Origin of the sequence: Nocardioides xinjiangensis (assembly GCF_017916385.1) — a bacterium.
Lineage (GTDB): Bacteria > Actinomycetota > Actinomycetes > Propionibacteriales > Nocardioidaceae > Nocardioides > Nocardioides xinjiangensis.
This window is the reverse complement of the sequence record NZ_JAFMSW010000001.1, coordinates 871743-885180: the sequence shown is the minus strand read 5'-3', so window position 1 is coordinate 885180 and position 13438 is coordinate 871743. Positions and strand designations below refer to the sequence as shown.

Sequence of the window (13438 nt, the reverse complement as noted above, 5' to 3'; positions counted from 1 at the left end):
ACCGGTGGGACGTCAGGCGTCGACGAGCTCGGCGGACGTGCCCCGGAACGTGCGCCGGTACGCCGACGGCGAGACGCCGACGGACGCCCGGAGGTGCTGGCGCAGCGACGCGGCGGTCCCCATCCCCGCGCGCGCGGCGACCTCCTCCACGGGCAGGTCGGTCGCCTCCAGCAGGTGCTGGGCGTGGCGGACCCGCATCTGGGTGACCCAGGCACCCGGCGACTGGCCGGTCTCCTCGCGGAACCGGCGGGTGAAGGTGCGCACGCTCATCGACGCCCGGTGCGCCAGCGCGGCGACGTCGAGCCGCTCGTCGAGGTGGGCCTGCGCCCAGGCGCGCACGTCGCCGGTCGCCTCGTCGGCACGGTCGGGCACGTGACGCTCGATGAACTGTGCCTGCCCGCCGTCGCGCCACGGCGGCACCACCATGTGCCGGGCGACGGCGTTGGCCACCGCGGTGCCGTGGTCGGTGCGCACGAGGTGCAGGCACAGGTCGATGCCGGCGCTGAGCCCGGCGGACGTCAGCACCCGGCCGTCGTCGGTGAACAGGACGTCCTCGTGCAGCGCGACGTCGGGGTGGAGGCGGCGGAAGTCGGCGGCGTACTTCCAGTGGGTCGTGGCGCGGTGGCCGTCGAGGATGCCCGCCGCGGCCAGCACGAAGGCGCCGGTGCAGATCGACACCCAGCGCGCGTCGGCGGGCACCGTCGCGAGCGCGGCGCGCAGGTCGTCGGGCAGCGAGCCGTCGCGGCGCGGTCCGGCGACCTGCGTGCCCGGGACCACCACGGTTTGCGCGCTCGCCAGGGCGCCGACGCCGGCGGAGGGGGCGATGGCGTACCCCTTGCTCGTGGCCACCGGCGCGTCGTCGACGGACACCACCTGGACGTCGTAGAGGGGGTGCCCGTCCGGGTCGCACGCCTCCCCGAGCACCTGCGGCGGGATGGTGAGGTCGTAGCCGATCACCGGCGGGATCGCCAGCACGACGACGCGGTGGGGGGTGGGGGACGGTGCCATGGCCGGATCCTTGCACATGTTGGCGTTCGTGCCACTCGTCGGCGTCCGGCGACCGGGGCCACAATCCAGTTCGTGACGACGTCGACCCCGCCCTCACCGACCCCACCCGCGGCGACCCCCGACCCCTCTGCCGGGGCCGCCCGGCTGCACTGGGCGTGGGTCGTCGCGGCGGTCGCCTTCGTCACCCTGGTGGGGGCGGCCGCCTTCCGGTCCGTGCCGGGCGTGCTCATCGAGCCGTTGCACGAGGAGTTCGGCTGGTCGCACGGCCTGATCGGCTCGGCGGTCTCGCTCAACCTCATGCTCTTCGGCCTGATCTCGCCGTTCGCCGCCGCCCTGATGGACCGCTTCGGGGTCCGCCCGGTGGTGACGTTCGCGCTGGTGATGGTCGCCGTGGGCAGCGGCCTGACCGTCTTCATGTCCGAGCCCTGGCAGCTGGTCGTGTGCTGGGGGCTGCTCGTCGGCATCGGCACCGGCTCCATGTCGATGGCGTTCGTCGCCACCATCACCAGCCGCTGGTTCGTCGCCCGCCGGGGGCTGGTCAGCGGCATCCTCACCGCCGGCAACGCCACCGGGCAGCTGGTCTTCCTGCCGATCGTGGCCTGGCTCGCCACGCACCACGGCTGGCGCACCGCCGCGGTGCTCGCGGCCGCGGCGGCGCTGGCGGTCGTGCCCCTCGTCCTGCTGCTCCTGCGCAACCACCCGGCCGACATGGGGCTCCGGGCCTTCGGCGCCACCGACGCCGACCCGGGCCCGCCGCCGCACCAGCAGGTCGGCTCGAGCGCCGGCCGGGCGCTCGCTGTGCTGCGCGACGCGGCCCGCAGCCGGACGTTCTGGCTGCTCGCCGGCGGCTTCGCGATCTGCGGCATGACCACCAACGGCCTCATCGCCACCCACTTCGTCCCCGCCGCGCACGACCACGGCATGCCCGCCACCACGGCCGCCGGCCTGCTCGCCGTCGTCGGCGTCTTCGACGTGGTCGGGACCGTCGCGTCCGGCTGGCTGACCGACAAGTACGACCCGAGGCTGCTGCTGGTCGGCTACTACGCCCTGCGCGGCGTGGGACTGCTGACGCTGCCGGCGCTGATGTCGCCGCACGTCGAGCCGAGCATGTGGGTCTTCATCGTCGTCTACGGCCTCGACTGGGTGGCGACGGTGCCGCCGACCGTCGCCCTGTGCCGGGACCGGTTCGGGGCGGCCACCGGCCCCATCGTCTTCGGCTGGGTGTTCGCCAGCCACCAGGTCGGCGCCGCGCTGGCCGCCACCGGGGCCGGGGTCGTCCGCGACGTCACCGGCGGCTACGACCCCGCCTTCTACGCCGCGGCCGGGCTGTGCGCGGTCGCCGCGCTGCTGTCGTACGCCATCCGCCGCACGCCGCAGGCCTCGGCGGCGCCGCCGGCCGGGGTGATGTGAGCGGTCGTCACGCCAGGTCGACGACCACCGGCGCGTGGTCCGACGGCGAGCCGGTGCCCTGGGCCGGGTCGCGCTCGTCGCGGTCGACGAACGCGCCGGTGACCCGCGAGGCCAGGGCCGGCGACGCCAGCACGAAGTCGATCTTCAGGCCACGGTCGCGCTCGAACCGCTGGCGGTAGTAGTCCCAGTAGGTGTAGCCCGGTGCGTGCGGGCGGGTCACCTCGGCGTACCCGTCGTCGAGGAAGCCCTGGAAGGCCGCCCGCTCGCGCGGCGTGACGTGGGTGGACCTCACGAACTGCTTCGGGTCGAACACGTCGTCGTCGGTGGGGCAGATGTTCCAGTCGCCGACCAGGGCGGTCTGCTCGTCGAGCCAGCCACTCGCGGTGGCGCGCAGCCGGGCCAGCCAGTCGAGCTTGTAGAGGTAGTGGGGGTCGTCGGGCTTGCGCCCGTTGGGCACGTAGAGCGACCAGATCCGCACCCCGCCGCAGGTGGCGCCGATCGCCCGGGACTCCGCCGCGGCCGGCTCGCCGTACGACGGCATGCCGGCGAAGCCGACCTCGACGTCGTCGAGCCCGACCCGTGACACCAGCGCCACGCCGTTCCACTGGTTGAGGCCCGCGACGGCGACGTCGTAGCCGAGCGCCTGCAGTCCCATCAGCGGCAGCTGGTCCTCGCGCGCCTTGGTCTCCTGGAGGGCGAGGACGTCGATGTCGTGGCGCTGCACGAAGGCCTCGACGCGGTCGATGCGGGAGCGGAGGGAGTTGACGTTCCAGGTCGCGATGCGCACGACTCCACCCTAAGGAGGGCTTTACAGGACGCGGGTCCGCGGGGGAGGTTCGTCGGCACGCACCTGTCTCGGGAACTCGTGCTGCTGATGCTGGGCTCTCCGGGACGACGTGTGTCCAGTCCCCCTTCACGAGAGAAGAACCAGCATGCAGCGCAGTCGACTCGGCGCGATCGCCCTCGGCGCAACGGCACTCCTCGGCGCGGCCCTCGCCCCACCGGCACTGGCCGCCACGGACTCGGAGATCCCGACGTTCACGGAGTTCCACGCCTCCACCTACAAGGACCAGGACAAGCAGTACATCGTCAACGGCGACGAGCCGATCTCGAACGCCGGCGACCTCCGCGCCTACTACGACCGGATGGTCCACGGGGCCGAGGAGGCCATGGAGAACGGCCTCGTCGTCAACACCGTCGGCGGCGTCGACGACAAGTGGTCGGCCTCGCAGGTGGGCAACCTGACCTACTGCGTGAGCACCAAGTTCGGCTCCCGCCACGCCGACATCGTCGCGGCGATGAACGGCGGCGCCGGCCTGTGGGAGGCGGCGTCCTCGCGGATCAACTTCGTGCACGTCCCCTCGCAGGACGCCAGCTGCACCACGCGCAACAACAACGTGCTGTTCTCGGTCGAGCCGGTGCAGACCTCGCAGTACATCGCCCGCGCGTTCTTCCCGAGCTCGCCGAAGCGCTCGCGCAACGTGCTGATCGACGACTCGATCTGGACGTCCGGCTCCTGGACCCCCACGAACATCATCGGGCACGAGCTCGGCCACACCCTGGGGTTCCGCCACGAGCACACCCGGCCGGAGGCCGGCACCTGCTTCGAGGACAACAACTGGCGCCCGCTGACGCCCTACGACTCGTCCTCGATCATGCACTACCCGCAGTGCAACGGCACCTCGGGCAACCTCAGCATGACCGCGACCGACCGCCAGGGCGCTGTCGCCCTCTACGGCGCGTGAGCCCTCTGACGAGGTAGCGTCGATCCGAGCGCGAGCGCCCCTCCGTCCCGAGCGGAGGGGCGCTCGTCATGTCCGGGCCGGGTCGAGGAACGGTGCCAGCAACCCCGGCGTCGCGCGGTCGGCCAGCGCCACGGCCACGTCGAGTCGTACGTCGCGCACGACCACGCGCTCGGTGCCCGCCGCAGTCGTCGCGGTGAGGTCGGCGAGCCCGATCCGGCGCTGCCACCACGACTGTGCCAGGACCCACCCGATGATGCCGTCGGTCTCGAGGACCGTGCGGATGCGCGCGAGGGTGCCGCTGCCGGCGACCAGGTGCTGCTCGCCGAGGGCGTGGCCGAGGTGGCGGTACGACGCCTCGCCGACCGCTGCCCCCAGCGCCAGCAGGGCGGCCGCGACCGCGCCGAGCCACCACCAGGAGAGGTCGAGGAACCACCACGCCACGGCGAGCAGCGCGACGACGTCGAGGGCGTTGCGGAGCTGGCGGAACCACGACCGTCGACGGGCCCTGGGGCCGTGCTCGACGAGGGGTCCCGTGAGCGGGCCGTCCACCTCCAGCACCGACTCGCCGACGCCGACCGCGACGTCCCGCGGGCACGGCGGCAGCACCTGCGTCACGCCGGCCTCGACGCCGGTGGCGAGGGTGGCGAGCTCGGCGCCGCCGACGAGGCGCATCAGCACGGGCTCGGTCATCGCGACGCCCCGGACCTTGGCCTCCTCCACGGTGATCGACCGTGTCGTGACCAGGCCGGACGTCAGGTGCAGGGCCCCGTGCTCGCGGACGAGGCGGAACCCCCACCACTGGAGGACGTAGCCGGCCACCGAGACCGCGACCCACAGCGCCAGGCCGCCGACGGCGAGCACCACCACGACGGCCGCGATCGCGAACTGGGTGACCCACGCCCAGGCGCTGGTCGCCGTCTCCTCGTTCCAGATCGGCAGCTCGTCGGCGACCTGCGAGAAGACGCCGACGGCGCCGGCGAGCAGCACCAGGCGGCCGAGGCTGAACGGAGCGAACCGCAGCCAGGACCAGTCGATCCGCGCCAGGGGAGGCGCGGGGGGCGGTGGCGGGGCGGGCACCGACGCCTCTCCCGCGACGCCGACGCCCTCCGGCAGCGCGGCCGGCGGCGCCTCGCGACGGCGCAGCAGGGTCGTGCGCAGCGCGTGGGCGTCCGCGACCGCCAGCGCGTCGAGGGTGATGCGGTCGTCGTCGACGCCGGTGCCGACCTGCACCTTCTGCAGCCCGAGGAGCCGGTGGAGGAGCGAGGCCTCGAGGTCGACGCTGCGGACCCGGTCGAGGGGCGCGGTCGAGGTCCTCTTGGTGAGCAGGCCGCTGCGCACCTGGATCTGGGTGGCGGTCAGGCGGTAGTGGGTGGTGAGCCAGGGGAGCGCACCGAGGAGCAGGGGACCGAGCACGACGAGCGGCAGCACCAGCGGCCAGAACCTCGTGTCGCTGCGACTGATACCGACCAGCGCGACCACCACCGGGATGATCGCCTGACCGACGGCCTTCACCGGGTCGAGCAGCAGCTTGCGCGGGCTGAGCCGGGTCCAGCCGTCGCCGGGGGCCGGGATCACGTCGCGTCGTCCTCGGTGGCCGCGGTGATGGCGGTCAGCCTCGCCACGACCTGCCGCGCGGTCTCGTCGTCGAGGCAGTCGACGGTGATGGGGCCCGCCGCGGACGCAGTGGTGACCGTGATCGACGCCAGCCCGAACAGGCGCATCACGGCGCCCTGCCGGGAGTCGACGGTCTGCACGCGGCTGATCGGCGCGATCCGGGACTGGCGCCCGATCCAGCCCTCCCGCGTGTGCACCGCCGTGTCGGTGACCTCCCAGCGGTGCACCCGGAACCGAATCCGCGGCATCAGCACGACGTGCGCCACGGCGGCCACCGCGAGCAGCAGGACCAGGAGCCCCGCCCAGTCCGGGACCCCCGGCACCACCAGCCACGCGACGACGGCCGCGCCCACCAGGACGGCGTCGCCGACGAGGGCCGTCACCGTCCAGTACGGGACCGCGCGCGGCGAGACCCGGTGGGCCGGCGCGCGCAGCACCGGCGTACCCCCCTCGTCACTCATGCGAGCGAGTCTTGCAGGTGGGTCTCCGGCCGGGCATCACGCGGCACCGGCACGCGTCCGGTCTGCGGACGGACTTCTGCAACTTCGTGCACTGCACGGACCTGAGGCTCCGCGGTCCTTTCCAGCAGCGGTCCGGACCGGGTGTGGTGTGCATGCACGACTTCCGTCCACCACCCCAGCAAGGACATTGCGCATGTCGAACAGGATCGCCAAGGCCGCCACCGCGACCTTCGCTGCAGCCGCACTCGCCCTCTCCCTGAGCCCCGCCGCCACCGCGGTGCCGGCCACGGAGCGGGTCCCCACCTTCGGGGAGTTCCAGGCCTCCACCTTCCGTGACGTCGCCCGTCAGTACGTCGTCAACGGCGACGAGACGGTCGCCGGCACCAAGCAGCTCCAGGACTACTACGACGAGATGCTCGCCGACCACCACGCCGGCGACGGCCCGTCCAGCGAGCTCATCATCAATCGCGTCTACAGCCGTGACGACAAGTGGTCGGCCACCGCGGCCCGCAACCTGACCTACTGCGTCAGCAACAACTTCGGCACGCAGAAGGCGAACATCGTCAACGCCATGGCCAGCGGTGCCGCCCAGTGGGAGGCCGCGTCCAGCGGGGTGAACTTCATCTACGTCCCCTCGGCCGACAGCAACTGCCGCACCTCCAACAACGCGGTGGTGTTCTCGGTGGAGCCGACCACCACCACCCAGTACATCGCGAGGGCGTTCTTCCCCAGCAGCCCCGACTACCAGCGCAACGTGCTGGTCAACGCGACGTCGCTGATGAACAGCGGCTCGTGGACCCCGAGCAACATCATGGCCCACGAGCTGGGCCACGCGCTCGGCTTCCGTCACGAGCACACCCGGCCGGAGGCGGGCACCTGCTTCGAGGACAACAACTGGCGCGCGCTGACGCCGTACGACTCGGCGTCGATCATGCACTACCCCCAGTGCAACGGCTCGTCGAGCAACCTCGCCATGACCGCGACCGACCGCGCGGGGGTGCGATCGGTCTACGGCTCCTGACGGCACTCAGACGTCCCGCAGGAGGGAGGGCCCGGCCGCTCGGCCGGGCCCTCTGCCGTGCCCGGCTCGCGTTTCGTGCCGGTGGTGCGCACCGCCGTAGACTTCCCGCCCGTGGCTCTCACCATCGGCATCGTCGGACTCCCCAACGCGGGCAAGTCGACCCTCTTCAACGCCCTGACCAAGAACGACGTCCTCGCGGCGAACTACCCGTTCGCCACGATCGAGCCCAACGTCGGTGTCGTCGGCGTCCCGGACGAGCGGCTGCCCCGGCTCGCCGAGCTGTTCTCCTCGGCGAAGGTGCTGCCGGCCACGGTCGAGTTCGTCGACATCGCGGGCATCGTCGCCGGGGCGTCGCAGGGCGAGGGGCTGGGCAACAAGTTCCTCTCCCACATCCGTGAGTCGGCCGCGATCTGCCAGGTGACCCGCGTCTTCCGCGACGAGGACGTCACCCACGTCGACGGGAAGGTCGACCCGGCGTCCGACATCTCGACGATCTCCACCGAGCTGATCCTCGCCGACCTGCAGACGGTCGAGAAGGCGATTCCGCGGCTGGAGAAGGGGGCGCGCGGGAACAAGTCGCTCGCCGCCACCGTCGACGCCGCCAAGGAGGCCCTGTCGGTGCTGGAGTCCGGCACCCGGGTCATCGACTCGGGCGTCGACGTCTCGCTGCTGCGAGAGCTGTCCCTGCTGACGGCCAAGCCGTTCATCTTCGTCTTCAACTGCGACGCCGACGAGCTCGCCGACGAGGACCTCAAGGCCCGGATGCGTGAGATCGTCGCGCCGGCCGAGGCGATCTTCCTCGACGCCAAGTTCGAGGCCGAGCTCGTCGAGCTCGGCGACGAGGACGAGGCCCGCGAGATGCTCGCCGAGATGGGCATCGACGAGCCGGGCCTCGACCAGCTCGCCCGCGTCGGGTTCGACACCCTCGGCCTCCAGACCTACCTGACCGCCGGCCCCAAGGAGACCCGGGCCTGGACGATCAGGAAGGGCGCCACCGCCCCCGAGGCCGCCGGAGTCATCCACACCGACTTCCAGAAGGGCTTCATCAAGGCCGAGATCGTCTCCTTCGACGACCTGATGGCCGCCGGGTCCATGCTCAAGGCGCGCGAGCTCGGCAAGGTCCGCATGGAGGGCAAGGACTACGTCATGGCCGACGGCGACGTGGTGGAGTTCCGCTTCAACGTCTGACGGCTCACCGTTGGGCAGGTCAGAAGAGATCCACCAGCGCGTAGGCGCTGTCTGCCCTGACGATGCCCCACCGGAACGAGGCGCACTCGTCGAACAACTGCGCCGCGGCGTACTCGACGCTTCGGTGGTCAGCCACATACCGGCACAACCGATGGACGTCTGTCGTTGGTGCCGCGTGCTGAGAGCGGCACAGGACGGGCCGACGTCCCAGTCACAGCGGGAGGCCATCAGCCCGGGGGCGTAGAAGGGAGGTCGTGCATCCGCACCTGAGCTGGCAGGTGCTGCGCAGCAGCGGAGCCCTTCAACCGATAGATGAGGCCGTGTAGATCGTCCGCACCCAGACCTCGGTCACGGCAGCCGCGAGGGCCGTTGCGTCACTGGCCTGATCGAGGGTCATCCGTTCGAGCATTCGCTCGCTCATGTCGTTGAGCGCTACCGCCAGCGCTTCCGCATCCGGACCAGCGCTGTCTGTCGCCCGGTGCTGCTCCTGACGGATCCAGTCTGCGACGACGGCCGTGTAGCTCGCTCTCGCCGCTTCGGTTCGGTCCCGGACGACCTTCGAGGTGTGGCGTGCCTGAAGCACGGCCCTGAACAGGTGCTGGTGTGGGCGCCAGTCCGCCAGGAGATTGGCGATCATCGTTTCAATCCGTGCTCGCGGGTCCTTCACCTCGGTCACGGCTGTCACGGGTCGGATCGTGACGTACCAGTCGAAGGCGTCCGCGGCGGCCTCCGCCTTGTCGTCGAAGTAGAAGTAGAACGCCGAGCGCGAGACGCCTGCGCGGCTCGCCACGTCCGAGACCTGGACACGATCCAGATCCCCACCGTTCTCGCGCAGCACGTTCTCGAGTGCGGCAAGCAACCGAGCTCGTCGATCGTCGCCCTTGGCACTCCCTTGGTGAGGCAACCGGTATCCACCAGGCACGCCGACATTGTGGCAGGCCCACTGCTCCGCCTCCCGTGCCTGCGTCTCGAACCGGAGGGCCACTGTTGCGCTCGTCACATGCAGAGTCCATACTTCTGACAGGCGTCAGATGAAACCTTTCAACATCGAACCGGATCGGTCGTGCCCCAATGAACCCTCGCTCCTGCTCGCGCAACGTCGTCATGGCGCTGACCGTGGCTGTCGCCGCAAGCGCGACCATTGCGCCGTCCCCGGCAACTTCGACGGCACCCACGCCGGGCGCGACACCCGGCCTCGACAGCAGCGAGACGCCCGCACTCACCCCGGCTCTCTTCAGCGACCCGCCCGCGGAGGCGCGTCCGAAGTACCGCTGGTGGCTTCCCGCGGCGGCGACCTCTGAGCAGGAGCTGTCAGCGGAGATGCGACAGATGAAGGCCGCCGGCGCAGGTGGCGCAGAGATCGCCTCGTTCCCCAATCCGGGTGCAGGAAATCAGACTGGTCAAGGCTTGGCCGCCACGGGATGGGGCACGGACCTCTGGCTGGACAGGCAGCGCCACATCTATGAGGACGCGGCGGACCTCGACTTCCTCATCGACGCCACCATGTCCGGCCGGGGCTCCGACGCCATCAGCGTGCCGACGCGTGGGGGTCTGAACGCGCCCGCGAGCAGCAAGCGCTACGTCACCGGGTTCACCATGCTTGCGCCGGCTGCAACCTACGACGGACGCGTGCCGGCAACCCCGGAGGTGTCCACGTCCACCTCCCTGTGCGCAGCGGCCGAAGCCGGCGACACGCAGGTCCTGCCCGCGGCGACCGGAGCGTTCAGTCCCGGCGACCGTGTCACCGTCGGAGCCGGGGCGCTTGCAGAGATCGCGACGGTCGCCGAGGTCGGCGACGGGTCGTGGGGATGCGGCGTGTCGCTCACTGCCTTGCAGCCGGGTGACGACAGGCTCTTCGTCAGCGCGCAGTCCTCGGGCAAAGCCGCGGACTACAACCAGTACTTGACGCAGTTCAACATCGGCCAGCGCATCGTCATCGGCTCCGGGTCCGGTGCGGAGACCGTCGAGGTCAAGAGCGTCGAGCGCGCGCCGTTGGCCTTCACCCAGAACACCACGGGTGCCATCTCCCCTGGAGACGACCAGGTCGACCTCACCTTCACCTACGGGCTCGCGGCGGGCGACCGAGCCGTGATCGGCTCGGGCGCCACGGCAGAGACCGTCACCATCGCCGAGGTGGGCGTGGGCGGGAACCCCAACCGCATCCGCTTCGCCGCACCCGCCGCCCGAGCGCAGGCGCCCTTCGCCACCGTGCAGGGCATCGGCACCGGCTTCAGCATCACGCCAGTGGCAAACGCGCACGCCGCGAAGAGCGACGTGATCACCGACGCCCCCTCCGGCACCGGCCTCATCCTCGAGGAGCCGCTGGCTCGCCCTCACGCGCTCACCGAGCGCGTCGCAGCCAACGCACGCAAGACGACAGTCGCTGTGCTGGCCTACCGGTGCGCGGTCGAGTGCGCCGAGCGCCCCCGGCTGCTGGACCCCGACTCGGTGGTGGACCTCACCGCGGACGCGGCTGATGGGACGGTCGACGACCGATCCTGGCGCGACGACGGCACGTGGGTCGTCTATGCCCACCAGATGGTGAACGACGCGCCGTTCGGTGGCCCGTTCTCGTTCGTCGGCATCGACTACGCGGTCGACCACCTCTCGACTCGCGGGGCGCGCGCGTTCATCGACTACTGGGACGCGGCCGTGATGACGCCCGCGGTTCGGGCAGCGATCGCCGAGAACAGCGCGGGACTGCAGACGCTGTTCGAGGACTCCCTCGAGATGGAGTTCACCCCGAAGTGGACCGGTGACTTCCTCGACGAGTGGGAGGACCGACGCGGATACGACCTCACCCCGCTGCTGCCCGCTCTCGCCGGCACCGACCAGCAGGCCAAGCCCGGGTCCGATGCCGGGCAGCTGTTCGCCTTCGAAGGCGTCGACGTCGACCGCGTGCGCGCCGACTACCGGCAGACGTGGAGCGACCTGTTCACCCAGCGTTTCGTGGCGCCCATCGAGGCTTGGGCGCGACAGCAGGGGCTTGGCGGACGCTTCCAGCTCTACGGCAGCTTCCCCATCGACACCTCGGCCGCCTCCTCGCTGGTCTCGGTGCCCGAGGGTGAGGCGCTGGGCTTCGACGACGACATCAACACCTATTCGATCGTCGCCTCCGGAGCCCACATGTCCGGTGCCGACATCGTCTCCAACGAGTGCTGTGCGCGCAGCGGGAAGCCCTACCGAGCGGAGCTCGCCGGCGTTGGGTCGCCGCTCACGCAGGTCTTCCAGGGCTTCGCGGGAGGCGTGAACCAACAGATTTGGCACGGCTTCGACTACGCGGACGCCCAAGCGGCGAAGTGGCCCGGCTACCACGCATGGAGCCCGGAGTCCGGGGGCGCCGCCTTCTCGGAGGCCTGGGGTCCCCGCATGCCAGCGTGGGGGTCGGGCTCGGTTCGCGACATGAACGACGCAATCGGCCGGCTCAGCCTCGTGCTGCGGCAAGGTGCGCCGCGATACGACCTCGCCGTCTACAACCAGGTCTTCGGTCGCGGCACCTACCTGGGGCCCGAGGCGCCGAGCATCACCTCCAACGGGCCGCTGGCGCGAAGCGGCTACACCACCGAGTTCCTGAGCCCGACGTACCTGGAGTCCGACGCTCGGCGCCTCTGGGACGGCGACGCGTGGTTCCCCGACCACTCCGCCTACCGGGCCCTGGTGCTCAACGACCAGGTCGCGGCGTCCCCTCAGGCCATGCGCAAGATCGTCGAGCTCGCTCGCCGCGGGGCTCCGGTGCTCCTGGTGGGCCGGCTGCCCGCCCGTTCGCCCGGTCACGACCCCTCCGGTTCGAAGGACCGCACCGTCCAGCGTGCGACACAGGCGCTGGTCGACCTTGCAGACGACGCCAGCGCCCGCGTGGCTCGAGTCGCCGACGAGGCAGCGGCGCCAGCCGCCCTGGCCCGCCTCGGCGTCGTGCCGGCTGCCAGCAAGGCAAGCTCAAGCCCGACACTGACGGTTCGACGCCACAGCGGCGACGCGACGTACTACTTCATCTACAACGACGGCGACGAAGCCGTCACCGACGAATGGACGCTCACCGGCAGCGGGGTTCCCGTCACGCTCGACCCGTGGAACGGGAGCATCACGCCTATCGGGAAGTATGTCGACACGGCGAAGGGCATCACCCTCAGCACGACCGTACCCGCCCAGTCCGTCGCAGTCGTGGCCCTGACCGCGGACGGACTCGGCCAGCAGGTGCCAGATGACCACGTCGTCGACAGCGACGGCGCCGACGTCGTTGTCAGCGAGGACGGAGCCGTCGCGGTCCGCTCGAAGGACACCGGTCCGGTCACCGTCGTGCTGGCGAGTGGCGCCACGCGGACCGTCGAGCTGGCGCCCGCATCCGCCAAACGCTCCATCGACTCCTGGAACCTTGCACTCGAGTCATGGAAGCCTGACCCGTCAGCACCCGGAGACGCCGCAGCGATCGCAAAGGTCAACGTGGGCAGATTCGATGTGACGGCGGCCGAGGACGGCCTCCTCCCGTGGTGGAACACGCTCCGCGGTGACGGCTCCCTGGACATGACCTCGGGCATCGGCCGATACGTCACCACCGTCGATGTGCCGGCCAGCGGCTGGGACGGCGCCTACCTCGGCCTGGGGGAGGTCCATGGTGCAGCTCGGATCCTGGTGAACGGGCGACACGTGCCCCTCGACCTCCAGGACACGACCGCCGACCTCGGTCGGGCGCTGCGTCCCGGGCCCAACACAGTCGAGATCGTCGTGGCATCCAACCTGAACAACGCCGCGCACGGCACTGACTTGCAGAACTACGGCCTACGCGGGCCGGTCACCCTCACGCCCTACGACGACGAGGTTGTCGTCGACGCCAACCAGGCCTCGGCCACCCCCGCTCCCGCGACCCCGACACCGACGTCCACACCGACGCCGACCCAGGCGGCGGTCGACAAGGTCGTGGCGCGGATCGGCACCAAGGTGGTCAAGCCGGTCGAGGTCGGAACCAAGGTCCGGCTGCGGGTGACGGTCCGTGC

Annotated in this window: 10 protein-coding genes; 5 read left to right on the top strand and 5 right to left on the bottom strand. The window is 71.1% G+C overall.

Annotated features, from left to right (window positions below):
- Window positions 1–12: 12 nt before the first annotated feature.
- Window positions 13–1008 (bottom strand): GlxA family transcriptional regulator, encoded by a 996-nt coding sequence (locus J3P32_RS04215; protein ID WP_210438592.1) that lies wholly within the window; start codon window positions 1006–1008, stop codon window positions 13–15.
- A 72-nt stretch (window positions 1009–1080) separates the two neighbouring features.
- On the opposite strand from J3P32_RS04215, the gene J3P32_RS04210 reads away from it, so the two are divergent.
- Window positions 1081–2418 (top strand): MFS transporter, encoded by a 1338-nt coding sequence (locus J3P32_RS04210; RefSeq protein WP_210438591.1) that lies wholly within the window; start codon window positions 1081–1083, stop codon window positions 2416–2418.
- 7 nt (window positions 2419–2425) lie between these two features.
- On the opposite strand, the gene J3P32_RS04205 is transcribed toward J3P32_RS04210, so the two are convergent.
- Window positions 2426–3205, bottom strand: coding sequence for an exodeoxyribonuclease III (locus tag J3P32_RS04205; RefSeq protein ID WP_210438590.1), 780 nt, complete (start codon window positions 3203–3205; stop codon window positions 2426–2428).
- A gap of 145 nt (window positions 3206–3350) precedes the next feature.
- Here J3P32_RS04205 and J3P32_RS04200 point away from each other — a divergent pair, with 145 nt between their 5' ends.
- On the top strand, window positions 3351–4163 hold the full coding sequence (locus J3P32_RS04200) for a M57 family metalloprotease (protein ID WP_210438589.1): 813 nt from the start codon (window positions 3351–3353) through the stop codon (window positions 4161–4163).
- Between the two features lie 66 nt (window positions 4164–4229).
- On the opposite strand, the gene J3P32_RS04195 is transcribed toward J3P32_RS04200, so the two are convergent.
- Together J3P32_RS04195 and J3P32_RS04190 are read right to left on the bottom strand one after the other, a co-directional pair.
- Window positions 4230–5738, bottom strand: a complete 1509-nt coding sequence (locus J3P32_RS04195; RefSeq protein WP_210438588.1) for a PH domain-containing protein — start codon at window positions 5736–5738, stop codon at window positions 4230–4232.
- Window positions 5735–6238 carry a PH domain-containing protein gene (locus J3P32_RS04190; protein ID WP_210438587.1) on the bottom strand — a complete coding sequence of 168 codons (504 nt, stop codon included), beginning with the start codon at window positions 6236–6238 and terminating at the stop codon, window positions 5735–5737. The genes J3P32_RS04195 and J3P32_RS04190 overlap by 4 nt, the downstream gene beginning before the upstream one ends.
- Window positions 6239–6431: 193 nt before the next feature.
- Here J3P32_RS04190 and J3P32_RS04185 point away from each other — a divergent pair, with 193 nt between their 5' ends.
- On the top strand, window positions 6432–7259 hold the full coding sequence (locus J3P32_RS04185) for a M57 family metalloprotease (RefSeq protein WP_210438586.1): 828 nt from the start codon (window positions 6432–6434) through the stop codon (window positions 7257–7259).
- A gap of 111 nt (window positions 7260–7370) precedes the next feature.
- Complete coding sequence (gene ychF / locus J3P32_RS04180) at window positions 7371–8447, top strand: redox-regulated ATPase YchF (RefSeq protein ID WP_210438585.1); 1077 nt, start codon at window positions 7371–7373, stop codon at window positions 8445–8447.
- Window positions 8448–8748: 301 nt separating this feature from the next.
- Here ychF and J3P32_RS04175 read toward each other — a convergent pair whose 3' ends face one another.
- Window positions 8749–9432, bottom strand: coding sequence for a TetR/AcrR family transcriptional regulator (locus J3P32_RS04175; protein ID WP_210438584.1), 684 nt, complete (start codon window positions 9430–9432; stop codon window positions 8749–8751).
- Between the two features lie 119 nt (window positions 9433–9551).
- Between J3P32_RS04175 and J3P32_RS04170 the strand changes: the two genes are divergently transcribed.
- Window positions 9552–13438, top strand: a 3887-nt coding sequence (locus J3P32_RS04170) for a glycosyl hydrolase (protein WP_210438583.1), incomplete at its 3' end; no start/stop codon positions are given.